Source organism: Nonlabens sp. Asnod3-H03, assembly GCF_045063665.1.
Classification (GTDB): Bacteria; Bacteroidota; Bacteroidia; order Flavobacteriales; family Flavobacteriaceae; genus Nonlabens; species Nonlabens ulvanivorans.
The window spans coordinates 2,394,784-2,415,574 of record NZ_JBEFOD010000008.1 but is presented as its reverse complement, the minus strand read 5'-3'; the positions used below and the strand labels follow the sequence as shown (position 1 = coordinate 2,415,574).

The 20,791-nt window shown below is 34.7% G+C and carries 22 protein-coding genes; 13 read left to right on the top strand and 9 right to left on the bottom strand.

Annotation, left to right across the window (positions count from 1 at the left end; translation table 11 throughout):
• Positions 1–186: 186 nt before the first annotated feature.
• From ACJJVI_RS14325 to ACJJVI_RS14315, 3 genes are read right to left on the bottom strand one after another with little or no spacing between them, the layout of a single operon-like run.
• The gene (locus ACJJVI_RS14325) at positions 187–723 is read right to left on the bottom strand and encodes a DUF4136 domain-containing protein (RefSeq protein ID WP_317290953.1); all 537 of its coding nucleotides are present in this window, start codon (positions 721–723) and stop codon (positions 187–189) included.
• Positions 724–782: 59 nt separating this feature from the next.
• The gene (locus ACJJVI_RS14320) at positions 783–2,792 is read right to left on the bottom strand and encodes a urocanate hydratase (RefSeq protein ID WP_405352581.1); all 2,010 of its coding nucleotides are present in this window, start codon (positions 2,790–2,792) and stop codon (positions 783–785) included.
• Positions 2,792–2,962, bottom strand: a complete 171-nt coding sequence (locus tag ACJJVI_RS14315; RefSeq protein WP_193742921.1) for a DUF5522 domain-containing protein — start codon at positions 2,960–2,962, stop codon at positions 2,792–2,794. Before ACJJVI_RS14315 ends, ACJJVI_RS14320 begins: the two co-directional genes overlap by 1 nt.
• Positions 2,963–3,038: 76 nt before the next feature.
• On the opposite strand from ACJJVI_RS14315, the gene ACJJVI_RS14310 reads away from it, so the two are divergent.
• From ACJJVI_RS14310 to hemL, 4 genes are read left to right on the top strand one after another with little or no spacing between them, the layout of a single operon-like run.
• On the top strand, positions 3,039–3,374 hold the full coding sequence (locus ACJJVI_RS14310) for a hypothetical protein (protein ID WP_405352579.1): 336 nt from the start codon (positions 3,039–3,041) through the stop codon (positions 3,372–3,374).
• Positions 3,371–4,336: a 1-aminocyclopropane-1-carboxylate deaminase/D-cysteine desulfhydrase gene (locus ACJJVI_RS14305; protein WP_405352577.1), complete on the top strand. Its 966-nt coding sequence runs from the start codon at positions 3,371–3,373 to the stop codon at positions 4,334–4,336. The genes ACJJVI_RS14310 and ACJJVI_RS14305 overlap by 4 nt, the downstream gene beginning before the upstream one ends.
• Positions 4,326–5,177: a glucosaminidase domain-containing protein gene (locus ACJJVI_RS14300; RefSeq protein WP_405352575.1), complete on the top strand. Its 852-nt coding sequence runs from the start codon at positions 4,326–4,328 to the stop codon at positions 5,175–5,177. Before ACJJVI_RS14305 ends, ACJJVI_RS14300 begins: the two co-directional genes overlap by 11 nt.
• Positions 5,177–6,469 (top strand): glutamate-1-semialdehyde 2,1-aminomutase, encoded by a 1,293-nt coding sequence (hemL, locus tag ACJJVI_RS14295; RefSeq protein WP_405352573.1) that lies wholly within the window; start codon positions 5,177–5,179, stop codon positions 6,467–6,469. The genes ACJJVI_RS14300 and hemL overlap by 1 nt, the downstream gene beginning before the upstream one ends.
• 66 nt (positions 6,470–6,535) lie before the next feature.
• On the opposite strand, the gene ACJJVI_RS14290 is transcribed toward hemL, so the two are convergent.
• The 4 genes from ACJJVI_RS14290 to lysS form a co-directional block, all read right to left on the bottom strand.
• Positions 6,536–6,910 carry a hypothetical protein gene (locus ACJJVI_RS14290; protein ID WP_036581563.1) on the bottom strand — a complete coding sequence of 125 codons (375 nt, stop codon included), beginning with the start codon at positions 6,908–6,910 and terminating at the stop codon, positions 6,536–6,538.
• 110 nt (positions 6,911–7,020) lie between these two features.
• Positions 7,021–7,446 (bottom strand): hypothetical protein, encoded by a 426-nt coding sequence (locus ACJJVI_RS14285; protein ID WP_042246622.1) that lies wholly within the window; start codon positions 7,444–7,446, stop codon positions 7,021–7,023.
• A 130-nt stretch (positions 7,447–7,576) separates the two neighbouring features.
• A complete protein-coding gene (locus ACJJVI_RS14280; RefSeq protein WP_042271795.1) occupies positions 7,577–8,158 on the bottom strand; it encodes an OmpH family outer membrane protein in 582 nt (193 codons plus the stop codon).
• A 39-nt stretch (positions 8,159–8,197) separates the two neighbouring features.
• Positions 8,198–9,889 (bottom strand): lysine--tRNA ligase, encoded by a 1,692-nt coding sequence (gene lysS, locus ACJJVI_RS14275; RefSeq protein WP_036581559.1) that lies wholly within the window; start codon positions 9,887–9,889, stop codon positions 8,198–8,200.
• A gap of 160 nt (positions 9,890–10,049) precedes the next feature.
• Between lysS and ACJJVI_RS14270 the strand changes: the two genes are divergently transcribed.
• The 6 genes from ACJJVI_RS14270 to ACJJVI_RS14245 all read left to right on the top strand — a co-directional run bounded on the left by ACJJVI_RS14270 (position 10,050) and on the right by ACJJVI_RS14245 (position 13,899).
• The gene (locus ACJJVI_RS14270) at positions 10,050–10,208 is read left to right on the top strand and encodes a YqaE/Pmp3 family membrane protein (RefSeq protein WP_081908554.1); all 159 of its coding nucleotides are present in this window, start codon (positions 10,050–10,052) and stop codon (positions 10,206–10,208) included.
• 43 nt (positions 10,209–10,251) lie between these two features.
• Complete coding sequence (locus ACJJVI_RS14265) at positions 10,252–10,980, top strand: hypothetical protein (RefSeq protein ID WP_042271792.1); 729 nt, start codon at positions 10,252–10,254, stop codon at positions 10,978–10,980.
• Positions 10,981–11,203: 223 nt separating this feature from the next.
• Positions 11,204–11,509, top strand: a complete 306-nt coding sequence (locus tag ACJJVI_RS14260; RefSeq protein WP_193743798.1) for a lipoyl protein ligase domain-containing protein — start codon at positions 11,204–11,206, stop codon at positions 11,507–11,509.
• A 79-nt stretch (positions 11,510–11,588) separates the two neighbouring features.
• Complete coding sequence (locus ACJJVI_RS14255; protein WP_036581553.1) at positions 11,589–11,972, top strand: hypothetical protein; 384 nt, start codon at positions 11,589–11,591, stop codon at positions 11,970–11,972.
• Between the two features lie 68 nt (positions 11,973–12,040).
• The gene (gene lipB / locus ACJJVI_RS14250; RefSeq protein ID WP_036581551.1) at positions 12,041–12,736 is read left to right on the top strand and encodes a lipoyl(octanoyl) transferase LipB; all 696 of its coding nucleotides are present in this window, start codon (positions 12,041–12,043) and stop codon (positions 12,734–12,736) included.
• An 83-nt stretch (positions 12,737–12,819) separates the two neighbouring features.
• Positions 12,820–13,899 carry a DNA topoisomerase IB gene (locus ACJJVI_RS14245; RefSeq protein WP_405352565.1) on the top strand — a complete coding sequence of 360 codons (1,080 nt, stop codon included), beginning with the start codon at positions 12,820–12,822 and terminating at the stop codon, positions 13,897–13,899.
• A gap of 8 nt (positions 13,900–13,907) precedes the next feature.
• Here the strand turns inward: ACJJVI_RS14245 and ACJJVI_RS14240 are convergent, their stop codons facing one another.
• Positions 13,908–16,337 carry a hypothetical protein gene (locus tag ACJJVI_RS14240; RefSeq protein ID WP_405352562.1) on the bottom strand — a complete coding sequence of 810 codons (2,430 nt, stop codon included), beginning with the start codon at positions 16,335–16,337 and terminating at the stop codon, positions 13,908–13,910.
• A gap of 62 nt (positions 16,338–16,399) precedes the next feature.
• The gene (locus ACJJVI_RS14235; RefSeq protein ID WP_397303581.1) at positions 16,400–16,999 is read right to left on the bottom strand and encodes a ribonuclease HII; all 600 of its coding nucleotides are present in this window, start codon (positions 16,997–16,999) and stop codon (positions 16,400–16,402) included.
• Positions 17,000–17,221: 222 nt separating this feature from the next.
• On the opposite strand from ACJJVI_RS14235, the gene ACJJVI_RS14230 reads away from it, so the two are divergent.
• From ACJJVI_RS14230 to ACJJVI_RS14220, 3 genes are all read left to right on the top strand, one after another.
• Positions 17,222–19,192, top strand: a complete 1,971-nt coding sequence (locus ACJJVI_RS14230) for a putative porin (protein ID WP_405352559.1) — start codon at positions 17,222–17,224, stop codon at positions 19,190–19,192.
• A 179-nt stretch (positions 19,193–19,371) separates the two neighbouring features.
• Positions 19,372–20,358, top strand: coding sequence for a hypothetical protein (locus tag ACJJVI_RS14225; RefSeq protein ID WP_405352556.1), 987 nt, complete (start codon positions 19,372–19,374; stop codon positions 20,356–20,358).
• A gap of 156 nt (positions 20,359–20,514) precedes the next feature.
• On the top strand, positions 20,515–20,751 hold the full coding sequence (locus tag ACJJVI_RS14220; RefSeq protein ID WP_036581541.1) for a hypothetical protein: 237 nt from the start codon (positions 20,515–20,517) through the stop codon (positions 20,749–20,751).
• Positions 20,752–20,791: the final 40 nt, after the last annotated feature.

The following is a 20,791-nucleotide window of genomic DNA, read 5'->3' as shown; positions in this document are numbered from 1 at the left end:
TACCCATTGATATTCTGAAAATCTAATAATCGTGTGTTTAATCGATGATAATGCGTTTAGCGTCGGTAAAACGTATGGTGTAAGGTGCTTTTAAACTGTAATTCGTAAGTTTTAAAGCAAAAAAATATCTCGTTTCAAACAAAATGATACGAGATATTTAAATCTTTTCTAGTTTTAGAATTAACCTTACTGCGGTGGATATTGCATTAAAATTTCTTGAACAATCTTATTGATTCGTTCTGTTTTTTTAACTGGATCATTACTACGTATTGGTGCAGTTCCTACACCTTGCCATATCAATTCTTTTTTCTGTGCATCTATAAAGTCAATATGTAATACACCTTCGTTTACTGTATTAACATTATTACCGCCAAAACCGTTATTCCAACCTAATCCACCCCAGCCCCAACCAAAGCCAGCATTCCAGCCCCAATTATTGTACACATCTACACGCTGTTGAGTTTTAGTAAAGATATTAATCATGACGTCTGGAGTTTGTGATTTTGCCCAGCCGCTCGCTAGCATTTGTTCATCAATTGCTTTTAAAATACGTTTTTTATCTAAGTCGTTAATGTCGGCCTCATCGATACCTTGTTTAAAATAACCATAGGTCTTAAATTGATTAAAATCAGTTCCTACTGCATAGTCTTGAGAAACTCTCACGGTTTGACATCCTACTAGCAATACGATTGCTGCGATTAGTAAAGTAGCTTTTTTTATCATGGCTTTATAGATTGCGCTTTCGCGAAAGCGTGATTACTAATCAACTTTCTCAAAAGCAATTAAACTTTATTCAATAAATCATCACTCACGCTATGCGGTAAGGTAACTTGCAGCTGTGGATTCAATTCCATAGCTCTTTTAATAGCAAAAACAGCATTGTCATTTCTAGCCCAGTTACGTCTAGCAATACCATTATTAACATCCCAAAAAAGCATAGACTCAAGTCTAGCTTCTGCTTCAATAGTACCATCAATAAACATGCCAAAACCACCGTTAATGACTTCGCCCCAGCCAACGCCACCGCCATTATGTATAGAAACCCAAGTTGCACCTCTAAAACTGTCTCCTATTACATTCTGTATCGCCATATCTGCTGTGAAACGAGAGCCATCGTATATATTAGAGGTTTCTCGATAAGGAGAATCTGTTCCAGAGACATCGTGATGATCACGACCCAGAATAACTGGCCCTATGTAACCATCGGCAATGGCTTTGTTAAATGCTCTTGCTATTTCTATACGTCCTTGCGCATCTGCATAAAGGATGCGTGCTTGAGAACCTACTACAAGTTTATTCTCTTGAGCGCCTTTTATCCATTTTATATTATCCTGCATTTGCTGTTGGATACGTTCAGGTGCATCTTGTGATAATTGCTCTAATACATCTGTCGCAATTTGATCTGTTTTCTTAAGATCTTCTGGATCATTAGATGCGCAAACCCATCTAAATGGACCAAAGCCGTAATCAAAACACATCGGTCCCATAATGTCTTGTACATAAGATGGATATCTGAACTCTGTGTCTTCACCAGCGATATCAGCATCTGCACGGCTAGATTCTAGTAAAAATGCGTTACCATAGTCGAAGAAATAGGTGCCTTTTGCAGTATGATTATTTATGGCTTTAACATGCCTGCGCAAAGATCGTTGTACTTCTTTTTTAAATTCATCTGGACGATTACTCATCATCTCATTAGATTCTTCAAATGATAAGTCGACGGGATAATAGCCACCTGCCCACGGATTGTGTAAACTAGTCTGATCGCTTCCTATCGAGACATGAATATTTGCTTCAAAAAGAGTTTCCCAAACATGTACTACATTACCTTCATATGCAATAGAAACGGTTTCTTGATTTACTTGTGCTTTTTGAACTCTGGAAATTAAGTCTGTAGGATTATTAATTACAACATCAACCCAGCCTTGTGAATGTCTTGTGTGAACCGCTTTAGGATTCATCTCTGCACAAATTGTGATACATCCAGCGATGTTACCGGCTTTAGGTTGTGCACCGCTCATACCACCAAGACCTGAGGTAACAAAAATATTACCAGTAGGTTTTTGTTTGATTTTTCTAAATGCGTTGAGTACCGTAATAGTTGTTCCATGTACAATTCCTTGTGGTCCTATATACATATAAGATCCAGCGGTCATTTGTCCATATTGAGTAACACCTAGTGCATTAAATTTTTCCCAGTCATCAGGTTGCGAGTAATTAGGGATCATCATACCGTTAGTTACCACACAACGAGGTGCGCCTTTATGAGAAGGGAACAGTCCCATGGGATGACCACTGTACATAGCCAGTGTTTGCTCATCTGTCATCTCACTTAGGTACTTCATGGTCAGTAGGTACTGTGCCCAATTAGAAAAAACACCACCATTACCACCATAAGTAATCAACTCATGTGGATGTTGTGCTACAGCGTGATCTAAGTTGTTTTGAATCATTAACATTATTGCAGCAGCTTGTTTTGAGCGATGTGGATACTCCTCAATATTGCGAGCCTTGATTTCATACTCTGGCATGAAACGATACATATAGATACGCCCATAATCATCAAGCTCTTTCTTAAACTCTGGAAGTAAAATAGCATGATGATGTGGTTCAAAATAGCGTAAGGCATTACGTAGGGCTAGTTCTTCCTCTTCTGTAGAAAGAATCTTTTTACGTTTAGGTGCGTGATTTACATTTTTGTTATAAACATGAGGTGCTGGTAATGTATCAGGAATTCCTTGTTTTATGCTTTCGCGGAAGCGAACTAAGGAATTATCTACGGCTGTTTGCATTATTGTTTTTTTTTAATACTGTCTGATGATTTATCATATCCGTAAGGGCAGTGGCGACAACCACTTTTACAACAATAGCCTCTTTTAAGGTGGTACTGCTCAGTAAAGCATCTGTAACCTTGAGGTGTCAGGTAGTAATCTCCTTCTTCTACGGGAATGATTTTTTTCATTGTATAAAAATACGATTCTGTTGGCGGTCTATAAAGTATTGTAGTAGCAGAATCCTAGAAGTGGTATTTTTGTTCCATGTTTATAAGACGCGTTACATTATTTAAATGGGTAAATGGAATGGTGATATGGCCATTTTTATTAGTTCAAGATAAAAAGTCCATAAAAGATCCAGTTTTTATGAATCATGAGCGCATCCATGCTAGACAACAATTAGAGTTGATATTAATACTTTTTTTTATTTGGTATTTAATAGAGTATTGTGTCTTAAGACTAAAGTATAGTCATGGTAGAGCTTATCGCAATATTGTTTTTGAAAGAGAAGCTTATGCTATGGAATGTGATCTGGATTACTTAAAATTCCGTAAAACATGGAGTTTTATAAAGTTTTACTCTCAAAAATATAGGGTATGAAGCTTTTTAATGTAAAAAATGCGGTGAATCAGCGATATCGTGAATTTAATGATGGAGCGATTATAGTGGATATAAAACGCGAAGATTTATTACATACTCGAGTATCTGGAAATAAACTGCGCAAATTGAAATACAATATTCTAGCAGCGCAACGACTAGGTTTAGACACGTTACTCACATATGGTGGTGCTTTTTCCAATCATATAGCAGCAACAGCCGCAGCTGGGTATATTTGTGGGTTTAAGACGATAGGTGTTATTAGAGGTGAAGAATTGGGACATGACCTAGAGAAAACACTTGCTGGAAACAAGACTTTAAATACCGCACACGCATTAGGCATGCAATTTAAATTTGTCTCTCGTTCTGCTTACAGAGATAAGTATGAAGATTTTTTTCAATTTGCCTTGAAAAAGGAATTTAATTCATTTTACAATATTCCTGAAGGTGGAACTAATGATTTTGCAGTTAAAGGAACTGAAGAAATCTTAACAATTAAAGATAAAGATTACTATGATTATATATGTGTTGCCGCAGGAACTGGCGGTACTGCTGCTGGAATTATAAATAGTGCTGCACCACACCAGAAAGTGTTGGTGTTTTCTGCATTGAAAGGTGATTTTATGTTTGATGAAATTGCACAGTATACAGATAGAGCGAATTTTATGGTTTTTGATGAGAATAGATTTGGTGGATATGCAAAGTCTAGTGATAGATTGATTAAGTTTATGAATGGACGCTTTCGCGAAAGCGTAACTGAGCAAAATCCTAAGGGAATACCACTTGAACCTATTTATACCGGAAAAATGATGTATCGATTAGAACATCTTGTTAAGACTGGCGTTATATCTGGAGAAACTCGTATTTTAGCCATTCATACTGGTGGTTTACAAAGTGTCGCAGGATACAACGCCATGCTTGAAAAGAAAGGCAAAATTACCTTAGATTATATCAATGAAATTTAAGTCCATACTCTACATCGCACTTATTAGTTTATTTATAGCTTCTTGTGGCTCTAATAAAAAGGTAGTTACTACTAAAAAGCGTGACAAAACATCCAAAACACGTAATGACAACCAAGCTGATGAACCGCAAAAAACGGTTGTTACAAAAGATGAAGAAAAGGTAACAGAAACCATTAAGCCACGTAGTGGTGATAAGGTAGCTAACTATGTCAACGAATTTAAGGGTGTTGCTATGAAAGAAATGCATCTCTATAAAATTCCAGCAAGTATAACTCTAGCCCAAGGGATTTTAGAAAGTGGATCTGGATTTGGCAGATTGTCGGTAGAGGCAAATAACCATTTTGGAATTAAGTGTCACACTGCATGGACAGGTGAGCGTATCTATCACGATGATGATGAAGATCAAGAATGTTTTAGAAAATACGTTTCGCCAGATTATTCATACCGTGATCATTCCTTATTCTTAACACAGCGTAAAAGGTACGCAAGCTTATTTAAGCTAGATAAAGATGATTATAAGGGTTGGGCCTATGGTTTGCGCAAAGCAGGATATGCCACAGATAAAAAATATCCACAAAAATTAATAAGCCTTATTGAGAGGTATGAGTTATATCAATATGATGCCATTGTTTTAGGGAATCCTGTGAAAACCTATACAGAAACGACCACATCAACAGATAAAGCTGAAAATCATATCGTTAAGTCTGGAGATACACTTTATGGTATCGCCAAAAAATATAATATTACTGTAGCACAATTAAAAACTTATAATAGTTTGAAGTCTACAACCTTAAGTATAGGACAAGTCCTAATTGTTAAACCAATTTCTAAAGATTTTTAATGTCATTTAGTTACCAACGTAGTAGTGCGCTTTTTAAAGAAGCGCAAAAAGTAATTCCTGGTGGAGTCAATTCTCCTGTTCGTGCATTTAATGCTGTAGGTGGTTCTCCTGTTTTTGTAGATCATGCTAAAGGCGCATATTTATATGATGTCGATGGCAATAAAATTATTGATTATATAGCTTCATGGGGACCTATGATTTTAGGTCATGCCTTTGATCCTGTTGTAGATGCAGTAAAAGCAGCCGCAGATAAAGGTACCTCGTACGGAATGCCTACAGAATTAGAAACAAAAATTGCAGAGCTTGCCGTTTCTATGGCGCCTAATGTGGATCAAATACGTATGGTTAATTCTGGTACTGAGGCCTGTATGAGTGCTGTAAGACTAGCTCGAGGATTTACAGGGCGAGATAAAATCATCAAATTTGCAGGATGTTATCACGGGCATAGTGATTCATTCTTAATTCAAGCAGGTAGTGGTGCGGTTACCTTTGGTAGTCCTAATAGTCCTGGTGTAACTCAAGGTACTGCAAAGGATACTCTGCTAGCACAGTACAATAATCTCGAACAAGTTGCTGAGATTTTCAAGCAAAATGAAGGGGAAATAGCTTGCGTAATCATAGAGCCTATCGCTGGTAATATGGGATGTATTGTACCGCAAGAAGGTTTTCTAGAAGGTATAAGGTCTTTGTGTGATGAGAACGATTCCTTGTTCATTTTTGATGAGGTAATGACAGGTTTCAGACTTGCTGCAGGTGGCGCGCAAGAAACAACTGGCGTTAAAGCAGATATTGTTACTTATGGAAAAGTGATAGGTGGTGGATTGCCAGTAGGAGCATTTGCTGCGAGACAAGAAATCATGAATCATCTAGCACCTCTAGGTCCAGTATATCAAGCAGGAACCTTAAGTGGAAATCCGCTGGCGATGAGTGCTGGTATAACAATGCTATCTCATTTAAATAACAACCCAGATATTTTTTCAAGTCTAGCCCAAAAAACAGAACGACTTCATAAAGGAATTGATACTGTTTTAACAGAGAAAGGAATGCCGTATCAAATTAATAGATATGGCTCAATGATGTCTGTGCATTTTACAGATCAGCCTGTAATCGACTTTGCTAGTGCAGCCACTGGAAATAATGAATGGTTTAAGAAATTTTTCCACGGACTTTTAAAGCGTGGTGTTTATTTACCACCGAGTGCATTTGAAAGTTATTTCTTAAACAATGCCTTGAGTAATGAGGATATAGACAAAACTATTGAAGCGACTAGAGAAGTAGTAGCAGATTGGTAGTTTGAAAAATCATATATATAAAAGCCGTTTCATTTGAAACGGCTTTTATATATATGAATTAAATTTTTACTTAGGACTGATCGCATTTTTTACCATTGCGTATTTTTCTTCTCCTAAGAATGCTTTTAATTTTGTTTCAAATGAATCACGTATGTCATTAATTTTCGACTGCATTGCGATATCAGAAAGATTCTCTCTTTTAACACTTAATGTTTGAGTCTCTTTTTCGTGAACTAGCTCAAGTAATTCACCTCTTCTTTTAGCATCTACATTCCCTAATGTCATGATTTGATCTACTTTTTGATCTACAATTGCATTAAGCTTATCGTTCTTCTCTGAGATCACACGACTGTTTTCTAATTGAGCGTCAGTTATTTGAGGTGTTTGTGCATAGCCTAGACCTGCAACTGATACTGCTATAATAAAAAGTAATTTTTTCATGATTGTTGTTTTTCAAGATTTTAAAAATAAGAAATAAAATAGTTAAACAAAATAAAAGCCCTTAACATTCTCATGATAAGGACTTTTAAACCAAACTAAACTAAATCAAACTAATCTCTATTTCTTCTTTTTTTATCGCCTTTACCGCGTTTTTTTGCTCTTTGTTGCATCATTTTCTCCCATTCTGCATACTGGTCGTTGTTAAGAATCTTTTTCATTTTTCTTTTGACGGCTATTTTTTCATCTAGAATTTTTAATCGAGCTTCTTTCTTCTGATCATCAGATAATTTCTCACGATCTTCACGTGAAATTTTATTAGCCTCTCTTTTCTCTGCTTGTTTAAAAAGTACTTGAAATACTTCTTTTTCTTGTTGATCAGAAAGGTCTAATGCTAGTGTTAATTTTTTAGATTGAACTGTTGCCATTTCTTGAGGAGTAACATCTTTCATTTTTTCTCCTCGATCTCCTTTTCTACCTTGTTGTGCTTGAGCAACTGTCATTGCCATTAAGGCAATTAAAACGATTATCTTTTTCATGTTATTTATATTATTTGTTACACTTCTATGACTAGTGTATAGATAAAAAGGTTTAATCACAACTCAAAAAAAAAGTCAAGCACATGGCTTGACTTTTTAATTTTAATAAAGATAAAATATTTGTAATGTCTTATTCTTCAGTCACTTCTTTAGTTACTTCTTCGGTTTCTGAAGACGTTTCAGTAGAACTGTTTTTACCTTTATAAGAAGCGTTTATTTCTTTAATAACAGTTTCAGTAATATTGCTAGATTCATTCCCGTAGATTAATCCACCAGATTTATTTTTACCTAAAACAAACGCATAATTGTTCTTTTTTGCATGAGCAGCAATAAATTCCTCTACATGAGTATCGAGTTCTTTCAAATCATTTTCAAGTTGCTCTTGCATGCTTTGTTCTTGAGTTTTGATTTGTGATTCTATCATCTGCCATTTTTTACCAAAAGCTACGATTTCTGGATTTGTTTGCTGTTGTTGTTGACTCAGGTTATTAAATTTGGCTTGAAGAGGTGCGGCTTCCATTTGGTAAGCCATCGCTAGGCTATCTGTTCTCTTTTTAAAGTCCTCTTGTCTTTTAGTTATAGACGCTTCTAGATCTATTTTTTCTTGATATTCTTCATAAACTTTAGCATTATCAATAAAAACAACTTTTTGAGTTTCTTGACAAGATGCTGCAATTATTAGAATGGCAACTAAGGATATAATATTTTTCATGTATATTTTTTTATATTTTTAAAAACGACTGATTACGTATTAAATAGTCTTGATAATTAAAGATTCATCAGTCTTTTCAACTTTAGTGATCTTTTTTGCGTTCAATCCTTTTACGGCTTTGTCCCATTTTTTATTACTTAAACCAACTTGTCCTTTAAGTTCATTTAAATCCATTTCTGTTTGTTTTTTAAGAATATCAAAAACGGTTTTTTCATCTTCAGTAAGGTCTAGTGCTTTCTTCTCAGGTTTCATTTGAGGGAAGAATAATACTTCTTGTATAGATGGGTTATTGGTTAAGAACATGATTAAACGATCCATTCCTATTCCTAGTCCACTGGTAGGTGGCATACCGTATTCTAGTGCTCTTAAAAAGTCTTGGTCGATGAACATCGCCTCATCATCACCACGGTCTGCTAGTGCAACTTGAGCTTCAAAACGCTCGCGTTGATCAATAGGGTCATTCAACTCAGAGTAAGCGTTTGCAATCTCTTTACCACACACCATAAGTTCAAAACGTTCTGTAAGTTCTGGGTTATCTCTATGTGCTTTACATAACGGTGACATCTCTTTAGGGTAATCTGTGATGAAGGTAGGTTGGATATAGTTTCCTTCACACTTCTCTCCAAAGATTTCATCGATAAGCTTTCCTTTACCCATTGTGGCATCTACGTCTATTCCTTCCGCTTTCGCGAAAGCGTATAACTCAGCCTCACTTTTTCCATCAATATCAAATCCTGTAAAATCAATGATCGATTGACGCATGGTGATTCTAGGATAAGGAGCTTTCCACTCAATTGTTTGATCTCCAAATTGACTATTTGTTTTTCCATTAACAGAAACAGCACAATGTTCTAAAAGACGCTCTGTAAAATCCATCATCCAGTTGTAGTCCTTATATGCTACATAGATCTCCATTGCGGTAAACTCTGGATTATGAGTACGATCCATACCTTCATTACGGAAGTTTTTACTGAACTCATACACACCATCAAAACCACCTACGATTAATCTTTTTAAATACAACTCATTTGCAATACGCATGTAAAGCGGTATGTCTAATGAATTGTGATGTGTAATAAAAGGACGTGCAGCAGCTCCACCTGGGATAGGTTGTAGGATAGGAGTTTCTACTTCAAAGTACTCGCGCTCATTAAAGAAGTTGCGCATGGCGTTAAATAACTTTGTACGTTTTACAAAAACTTCTTTCACCTGTGGATTTACCACTAGGTCTGCATAACGCTGGCGATAACGCATTTCTGGATCTACAAATCCGTCATGTACTTTACCTTCTGCATCAACTTTAGGTAATGGTAATGGTTTTAATGCTTTAGTAAGAAGTGTGAATTTTTTAACCATGATGGTCATTTCGCCCACCTGTGTTTTAAATAATTCTCCTTCTATACCTATAATATCTCCTATATCTAGAAGCTTTTTATAAACATCATTATATTGTGATTTATCGTCGCCAGGACAGATTTCATCGCGATTAAAATAAACTTGAATGCGGCCTTCACTATCTTGAAGTTCTGCAAATGAGGCTGCTCCAGCGATACGTCTAGACATTAAACGTCCTGCAACGTTTACCTGTTTACCTTCTTTGAAATCTGCTTTTATGGATGTAGATGTGTTATCTACAGGATATAAAGCTGCTGGATAAGGATCAATTCCCATCTCACGCAATTTGCCTAGTTTCTCGCGGCGTATGATTTCTTGTTCAGAAAGTGGATTCATGTCTTAATTTATTAAGCTTGCAAAGATAACTTGCTTACATGGTGTAACAAAATTGTTTTTATAGAGTCCTATTTTTAGTTATGGGACATTTTGTTCCTTAAATCATTTACTATTTAAGTATAGTTTTAATTTTTTTCCCAACTAATTACTGAATAAATATATGAGTTTCTGGCGTGTATTACTTGCAATTATTTTTCCTCCATTATCTGTGATAGGAAAAGGATGTGGTTCTATTTTAATTGTTTTTATACTGACCTGTCTAGGTTGGGTTCCTGGAGTGATTGCTGCACTGATTATACTTAATAAAAGTAACGATTAGTGAATTAGAGTTCTTTTATTACTTTTAATAAAATTACTTTTTGATGAAGATCTTCAATAAATTAAGATTTAATATTATTCGTGCACGTTCATTTAGAAAATACCTGCTATATGCTATTGGTGAAATAGTTCTTGTGGTTGCTGGAATTTTAATTGCATTATGGCTTAATAATAAAAATGCACAAGCAAAAATTGAGCAAGACAATCTCAAGCATGCTCAAACGGTTCTTACTTATATGGATCAGCATATTCAAGAATTAGACATGGTTATGGAGCAATATGAAGCTTTTGAGCCCATTATTTCAAAAATTATTTACACACCAACGGACGAACCCATTTCAAACTGTGAAAATTGTAATCAAATGCTTTTTGGGTTTTTGTATCCTGAAATAGATAATCGCGCTGCAGTCAGATCAGATATGATTAGATCAGATAATGACTCTTTATCATTGCTTTCTCAAAAAATAACGGCAGACTATAATGCTTATTCCAAAATATCTGATATTTATATAAAATCTGCTCAAAATGTTCTACATGAAAATATGAATTATTTGAAAGATAATAATAGTTGGTTTACAGCATTTATATCTCAAGGAGAATGCAATGATGACTGTATGACTTACTTTAATGAAAGCTATGATTATCGTAATAGAGTAACTTATTTTAATTTAATTGTGTTTGACGCTTATCAATTTGAATTATATCAATTTAGAGATCAATTGAAAGAACATAGAGAGCATCTACAAAATATAATCCATGAAATTGAACCTTAATGTATTCTGAGATGGCTCTTATAATTTAGACGTGATAAATCTTACCATTGCCATATGAATAAACAAGTGCGGTTTAAAGATTTTAGGCCTCAAGGATTATAAAGATACTTAGGATCATCAAGTACAACTTTTCAAAGATATAATTGATATAAAAATTAAGAATAGGAGAGAAGATGCAGGTCTAGAAACTGATAATCATTTACTATTTGTAGAGCATGATCATGTGTATACATTAGGTGAAAGTGGTGATCTTGAAAACTTACTCGCTAACGAAAGTTTGCTTAAAAACATAGGCGCTACTTTTTATAAAATCAATTGTGGTGGTGATATTACCTATTCTTGGTCCTCGACAAATTCTATGTTATCCTATACTAGACCTCGAATTTTTTTTACAGATATTCATAAATACTTGAGTTTTCTAGAAGAAAATTTTATTAAAATTCTTGCAGACTATGGTCTTAAAGAAAAGCGTAGCGATCGAGAAACAGGTGTGATTGCTGCGCTGATTATTTTAAATAAAAATAACTAGCTTTTTTAAGCAACCTATAAGTTAAACACGCATCTATAATACTGTAAAAGCTTTACCTTTTATATAATCGTCCAGTTTTATGAAACGTCTTATTTTTTTATTTATCGCTGTAGTTACTATTGTTTCTTGTTCGATTGAAGAAGATTATAACACGTTTAATGTAACTAACAACTCTAGTGAAGAGATTTATATCGCCTTTGATTTTGATAATTCTGTAATTTCTTCCTTTGAAGATTCTAGTCTTGAATCTTCAAGAATAATTCAATCTATGAGCAGCAATCTGTTTTCTGTGGATGAAAGTGTCTTTTCCGGGAATAAAGAATTAACGCTTATTATTATCACTAAAGATGTCTATGATACAAATTCATGGCAAGATATTGTGAATGATAATCTATTTGATGAGCGATATGATTTAACCTTGAGTGAATTAAGAGAAATAAATAATGAGATTGTATATAATTAGATAGGTCTTATTGCTTTTTTAAGATACTAGTCTGATAGTTTTAAGACTGCAAGTTTTACCTTTGCCATATGAATAAACAAGTGCAGTTTAAAGATTTGGGTCGCAAGGATTATAAAGAAACTTGGGATCATCAAGAACAACTTTTCAAAGATATTATTGATGTAAAAATTAAGAATAGGAGAGAAGATGCAGGTCTAGAAACTGATAATCATTTACTATTTGTAGAGCATGATCACGTATATACATTAGGTAAAAGTGGTGATCTTGAAAATTTACTCGCTAACGAAAGTTTGCTTAAAAACATAGGCGCTACTTTTTATAAAATCAATCGTGGTGGTGATATTACCTACCATGGGCCAGGACAGATTGTAGGTTACCCTATACTAGATCTAGAAAACTTTTTTACAGACATTCATAAATATTTACGTTTCCTAGAAGAGATCTTTATTAAAATCCTTGCTGATTATGGTCTTAAAGGAGAGCGTAGCGATGGAGAAACAGGTGTGTGGCTGGATGTAGGAACACCATTTGCTCGCAAGATTTGTGCAATGGGCGTGCGTGCTAGTCGCTGGGTGACCATGCATGGATTTGCATTTAATGTAAATACTAACTTAGGCTACTTTGATCATATTATCCCATGTGGTATAGAAGACAAAGCAGTCACTTCACTTGCTGCAGAGTTAAAGCGACCAGTGAATGAAGATGAAGTAAAAGAGAAAATCAAACTTTATTTTTCAGAATTATTTGAAGCAGAACTCGTTTAAAAACCTGAGTCTACTACGCTAATTGTTTCAGAATTAGCCTTTTTTTATGTTTTGAAAGTAGGTTTCTGTTCTATTTTTAAGTCATGACTTTATCACCAGATCAAATAAAAGAATGCCTTACTCAACCAGAAGCAGCGGCTCAACTGGCAGATCTAGTGTATATACATAACGATCATTTAAATATTTACCGCAAGAAGTATGGTAGAGGATTCACTTACTTAATTCATAATAAAGAGCGTCTAGTTGATAAAAAACAGCTTAAAAGAATTAAATCTTTAGTGATTCCACCGGCATGGAGTGAGGTTAGGATTAGTGAACTGCCTAATGGGCATTTACAAGTAGTAGGTCGCGATGATAAAGGTAGAAAAGTCTATTTATATCATAATATGTGGTCGCTGTTGCGCAACCAGACTAAGTTTTTTAAGATGTCTGCTTTTGCAAAGGTGTTACCTAAAATAAGAAAGCGACTGGAAAAAGATCTTGATCAAGATGGAATGCCACAATCTAAGTGTCTCGCCCTAGTTTTAAGCATCATGGATCAAACTTACATAAGAGTAGGTAATCAACACTATGCAGATAAGAATGATACTTATGGCTTATCAACCATGCGCACCAGACATGTTAAGGATACTGATCAAGGTGTACTGTTTTCATTTGTTGGGAAAAAAGGTGTGTCGCAAGAAAGCAGTATCGAGGATCCAGATTTGGTAGATCATATCCATCAATGTGAGGAAATACCAGGATGGGAATTATTTCAATACTATGATGAGCATGGACAACATCAATCTATAGATAGTGGAATGATTAATGACTATATTCATGACGTTGCAGGTGATATTTTTAGTGCAAAAGATTTCAGAACTTGGGGCGCGACACGTGAGTTTTTTAAAAGTCTTATAGAATTAGATCTTTATGATGATGAAAAGGGCTGTGAGAAAAATATTCTTAAATCATTGGACGCAGCTGCAGATGCTCTAGGAAACACGAGAACGGTATGTAAAAAGTATTATGTGCATCCACAATTACCAGAATCTTATAGGAATGGTTCTTTTGAAAAGTATAGGGCTAGGTATCATGCTTCAAAAGATAGTGAGTACTTTGAATCAAGTGAGAAATGCGTTCAAGAAATTATAGCAGATTTTGAAATTGAGTTTGATGTCTAAATCACAATTTACCACTTATAAATAATAATGTCATCACCATCTAGAGTCGTTAGGAAATTACTCTTAGATCTTGCGATAGCAGTATTTTCTTTACCATATACTGGAAACGAGTTCAAAATCGCACCCTTTTTATCAAGTAAGTAAACTTGATTTTCACCAGAATCTATTAGGTGTATATACTCTTCTCTTAACAGCTTATCAACTTTAACATTGTTGTATGTGCCGTAAGGTAGCTCTATCGACTTACCATTAATTAATAACTTATTATTGTTTTGAATGATTTCAATACCATCTAGAGCGATATAATACTCGGTTGCAGAAACCGTTTTACCAGAATTTGTAATTTTACCAGTAACTGGATTTAGATAAATCAGTTGATTGCCATCTAGCATCTTTATAAGGTTTTTTTGAAAACTCATCGCTCCAGTTAATGATACTTTTTCTTTAACCTTAGTTCTTACCTTACCTGTTCTGTTGAGTAGTGAGATGGTGTTGTCAGCTTTCGCGAAAGCGATGTAATCACGACTTCCTACTCTATAATGCTGTGGCTGGCTTATGATTTCATCTTGCTTCTTATACTTAAATCCTTTTACTACTTTACCATTAATATCATACATGGTAAGTGTTTTACCGTGTGTTACTAGAAAGCGATAATTGCGATTATTATCATAGTCAAATACACTGAGTGGTTGGGTGATGCCACCTTTAATTTGAATAGGATATTTATTGACATCTTTACCATTGCGGTCTAGATAGTAAACGGATTTACTGGTAGAAAAAGCAAGTTGTTTACGGCCATTTTTATAACCGTCGACAGCATTTATTTGACCTATAATGATGGCGTCTAACTGCTTACTCCAGTGTTTTTTACCGGTATCTGTTAATAGATGTAATTTAAAATCTTCATCTTGGAAAGCGACATCATGTTTCCCTGTGAGATGATTGGGAAATAAAAATGGACCTGCAATAATCTTGCGTGGTGATTTATAAGAACCAGTTTGAACGATTCCTGTATTCTGTATGCTAGCATCTATTTGAGGTATGCTGGTGTGGTAATGTGCATAGCCCTTTTCATGAACGTACTGACTGACCATGAAAGGGAAATCTTTACTTGATATTTTATTGATAATTTTAGAATCACCTGTATCTGTTACAGACTCTTGTATAATATTTAAGCTCGTAAAATACATGAGCGTGCTAGAATCGCTTATGTTGTTAGATAAATCTTCCCACCAAGCTTGCTGAGATAGTGCAGATTTATTTTGGTAACTGACGATAAATTCTTCTGGCGCAGTAGCTGTGGTCGATAGAATTAAGTAGTCTTCTATTACTGTTAAGAACTTATAGTTATCGACAGGCAGCAGTGGTTGCATACCTTGAGTCTTAACAGGTTCTCTTAATTCATAAATGGTGAAATTGCGATAATCAAATTTTGCACTGGTGGCGCTGTCCATATCCATGAACAAGGCTTCAAATGGTTTAAGTGAAAATACGAGTGCGTCTGTTTTAGGTAAAGCAACTTGTGCTAGCTCAGTACTGTTGTCCAGTATTAATTGAAGGGTTTTATTAAGTTTTGAGGTAGTGCCATTGTAATGATTGACCTGTCTGTGTAATTTATGTGCATCTTTATAGGTTACAATTACTGCTTGATCCACATTACTAGGAATGATGGCAGGAACCCTATTTTGTTGTGCTTTCAAATCATTAAAAATAGCATGGAACTGCTGTGAAGAATCTGCATAAGTGAAGATCCCATCAATATTAAATGCATGATCTGTTTTACGTGGTTCTAATTGAAACCAGTGGCCTCTAACTTTAGAAGTACGAGAGTTTTGTTTCAACAAAAAATGCTGTAACCAGTCCTTTTGAGAACCATGGATATATATACTCAAGTCTGATTTTGAAGTACGATCATAAATAGACGCAAATTGAGAATCAAAGATATAATCTTCTACATTGCGACGTATTAAACTTTCAATGACTAAACGTGAGGTACTCGCAATATGAAAGCCGTTATGATTAAGATAATAATAAGGAATTTCATGTGTAGTATCTTCGGCATAAGTGATCTGGTCATAGGTATGAACAGACATGCTATCTGCTTTAATGATTTTGCTTTCTAAAATGTCTGTAATTAATGTAATGGCAATATCGTCCTTGCCTTCTGGACTAATTGCGATGATACTTTCCCCTTTTAAATCATAATCAAGTAAAAAAGCGCTCGCTGTTTTTAATTCCTGAATGCGTTCCAATTCTTTAACCTCTTCCATTAATGCGCTAGAGGAAAGAACATCGTTAAGGTTCTTTACATCATTAGTAGCAATGATTATTTTTGAATCTGTAGGGATGCGATTTAAAATCTGTTGATTAACGGTCACATTATCATTACAACCTATTAAAAAAAGACTGATAAAAAAGACGGCAATAAGGCCACGCATAGTTTAAGTATTTGCACAAAAATAGAAAGATAATTTACGATAACATCACAGTTTGCAATAAGTTATAATGTAGATTTTAATTCTTCTGGTAAAAGTTTAAAGGTCATTCTATGGTAAGGAGTAGTTCCAAATTCTCTAATTGCTTCTCGATGTTTTTTAGTAGGATATCCTTGATTTTGATTCCAACCATATTCGGGAAATTCTTTAGAAATCTTTTCCATATAATCATCACGATATGTTTTAGCAAGTATAGATGCTGCAGCAATATGTAAATATTTACCATCTCCTTTAATTACTGTAGTGGCATCAATATCAGCATATGGTTTAAATCGGTTTCCATCCACAGCAATATGTTCTGGTCTTGTTTGTAAACCGTCAATGGCTTGATGCATGGCTAGAATACTAGCATTAAGAATATTGATTTTATCAATAGTTTCCATCATAACATGGGATACATGATAAGCGATAGCATGTTCTTCGATTAGACTGCGTAGTTGATATCTACGCTTTCGCGAAAGCTTCTTACTGTCATTCAATAAATCACTTTTAAAATCTGGTGGTAATATTACAGCGGCAGCAGTTACAGGTCCACAAAGACAGCCTCGTCCAGCCTCGTCAGTACCGCATTCAACAATGTTAGGATGTATTTGATTTAAAAGCATATGCTAAAATATGAATTATAGTTATAATCTTTTTAGGAGTACTGTTATGATGGTGCTTTAAAACCGCATAATATGTTTAGTGACAAATTCTATGAATATGAAGTACTGTTAATTTTAAGCCTTATCAGATTGATACAATTACACGGGTTAATCGTTTTTCATAATACGACCACTTTAAAAGCGTTATAATGTTTACTTTTGATGCCTTGAGCAGCTATGCACATGAATAAGAATATTTTACTCTTTTTACTACTACCGCTTTGGGCTTGGGCTCAACTGCCTACCCAAACTACAACAAGTGGTCTCGGTAACAATCGCCCACAATTCGGTAATGAAAAAGATTTAACGGTTGAAGGTGAAAAACCGCCCATTACGGATTATTTAATCATATCGCAAGATCGGGATACGACCTTTGTAGACACAACTCTTACTATGGCCAAGGATTATAAATATAATTACTTGCGTCGTGATGATTTTGAATTAATGCCTTTTCATAACATAGGTAGACCTTATAATAGTTTAGGAAGAAACTTTGATTTTGATTTACTGTCACCACGTATGGGTGCACGGGCAAGACATTTTAATTATATCGAGATTGACGATGTTTTAGATTACCACGTCCCGACACCGTTAACTGAATTATACTTCAAAACCGTTGTAAATCAAGGTCAACAACTAGATGCCCTTTTTACAACAAATGTGTCGCCAGGATTGAACTTCTCGCTATCATATAAGGGTTTAAGAAGTGCAGGTAATTATGTAAATACATTGACTAGCACAGGTAACTTTAAGTTTACTACAAATTATGTGTCAAAAAATCAACGTTATAGATTAAGGCTGCATACTGTTTTTCAAGACAACTCAAATCAAGAAAACGGTGGTCTAGATCCCGAATCATTAGAAGGTTTTGTGACAGGTAATGAAGATTTACAAGATCGCGGTAGGTTAGAACCTAATTTAACAGTCGCTACTAGTTTTTTAGAAGGGAAACGTTATTACCTCAATCATGATTATGAGATTATAGGAGATAAAGACTCTACATCATACTATAGTGCACGCATTTATAATACTGCGTTTTATGAAGATAAACTTTATCGTTTTGAAGAGAGCACCGCTAGTAATAGCTTTTTAGGTGATTCTTATGTGAGTAGCAGTTTAAGAGATCAGACTGATCTGGAGCAAGGCGCTATTGAAGCAGGAATAACTTATGATCATTATATACTAGGTTATTTTAAAGCTGGTATTGTTAGGCAAGAGTATAATTATGGTTACAATAGAACATTAGATTTAGGCTCTGGTAACTTTATTACAAACCGACTGAAAGGTGAGCTGTATCAGTTTAAAGGTGCCTTTGAAAAGCGTATTGGTAAATTTGATATAAATGTGGCTACTGGGATTAATGTTGCAGGTGATCTGGATGGTCAGTACCTCAATGGAAGTGCTAGTTATAAATTTAAAGATGTTGAGGTCAATGCAGGAATAGCAATTAGTTCTAGAGCGCCAGATTTTAATTATCAATTATTTCAGAGTGACTATGTCAATTATAACTGGCAAAATAGTTTTAGTAATATTGAAAAACAACAACTATCATTTAATGTTCAGTCAGAAAAATATCTTGATTTAGATATAAGCTTCACTACTTTACAAGACTATGTGTATTTTGAAGAAAATCAAGTGCTTGATACAGATAATGAGGTGACTGGTTATAATGCTAGTCCAGTTCAGGCTTTAGATGATATTACTTATTTAAAAATAAAAGCACATAAAGATATTAGGTTTTTCAGGCATTTTGGAATTGATAACACCGTCATGTTTCAAAGTGTTTCACAAGGATCCGATATTATTAATGTTCCAGAATTTACAACTAGAAACTCGCTGTATTATAAAGATCGTCTTTTTAAAAATGCTCTTCTATTACAAACAGGTATTACGTTGAAATACTTTAGCAGCTATTATATGGACTCTTATGATCCTGTATTAGGTGAATTTACTGTACAGACAGAACAAGAATTGGGAGCATTTCCTATGGTAGATGTTTTTGTAAATGCTAAGGTAAGACAGACTCGAATCTTTTTTAAACTTGAACATCTTAATCAGCTATTTGCTAGTGGTGACGATTACTTCAGTGCACCACGTACACCATATCGAGATTTTACTGTTCGTTTTGGTGTCGTTTGGAATTTCTTCTTATAAAATCACCTTCCTCAGGTTCTAAATGTTTTCTTAAACACTGTTAATTTTTGAATTTTACTTGGGCTATGAATGCAGTAAATTCGTTTAAAGTGTTAAAACCTATTTAAAACCGACAATTAGATAAAACCATAAGAACTGTTCTAGCGTACATATTGTAACTAACAATAAATAGTACAACTATGAAAAAGCAAATTATTGCCATCGCAGTATTAAGTCTTACCATTTTCTCATGTTCTAATGACGATGATAATGGAGGCAACAACACAAAAAGAGCTGAACTTTATGCAACAAGTACAGCAAACGGAGATATTACCGTTTATGATTTTGCTAGTGGTGCAAGCCCTACTACCAGTACACTGACAACTGCATCTACTTCTAATGAAGGTATACAATACAGTGCATCTCAAGACGAGCTTTATGTAGCTTCCAGAAGTTCTTTTAATCTAAATGCATATTCTAATATTGAGGCTCAACTTATAGGGACTACATCTGCAATTGTAGGTGTGAATGGATCAATCGATTTCACAAGTCCTAGAGCTCTAGCGGTAAATGGAAATTCAGTAGTAGTAGCAGATAATGGAAACAATCAGCTATTTGTATACAACAGAACTTCTAGTGGTTTATCATTAGCAAATACCTTTGATATTTCATTTCCAGTTTGGGGTGTTGAATTTGTAGGTAATGATCTTTATGTAGTAGTAGATACCACAGGTGATCTTGCTGTATTTAATAATTTTCTTAGCAACTCTACAGATGGAGCGCTTGCAGCATCTAAAAGAATTACAATAGAAGGAATAGTTAGAACACATGGTATCGCTTACGATGCGTCAGATGATTTATTAATCATGACTGATATAGGTGATGCAGGAAGTGACTCAGATGGTGGTTATCATCTAATACAAAATGCAAGTTCACAAATTTCTGGTGTTACTAATGGTGGTACACTAGCAGTAGCTTCTCAAACTAGAATTGCAGGATCTAATACTTTATTAGGTAATCCAGTAGATGTAACATATGATACAGATGCAAATGTGGTTTATATCGCAGAGATTGCTAACGGTGGCGGTAGAATCTTAGGTTTTCCAGTAACAGTATCAGGTGATGCGACACCTAGTGTAAATAATATGTTGACTTCTGCAAGTTCTGTCGACTTTTATAATGAATAGTTAATTGGGAAACACCAATATTATTTAAAAGCTGCTATTTCAATAGCAGCTTTTTTTTATGCCTTTATTTAGAATTAATTAAGAATTAGTAGTCTATATTTGGAGTTGATGAAATCTAGATTATTCATATCGCGTCTTTTGCTAACCATTTTTGTAATGGTTCAGCTATCGGTATTGCATGAATTGCAGCACGATGATGCATCGCACAATTGCGATATTTGTATGATTTCTCATGATTTTCAATCAGAATCATTTCAATTAGCAACAACAACGACTGTTTCTACAGTTACTCAAATACCTGTTGTTCAAAGAAAAATAGATGTTTATTTCGCTTTCGCGAAAGCGTCTTACACACCTTCACATCTTTCCATTAGGCCACCGCCAGCTGTTTAATCTTATTATTACTCTTACGATTAACAGTTAAATTATTACA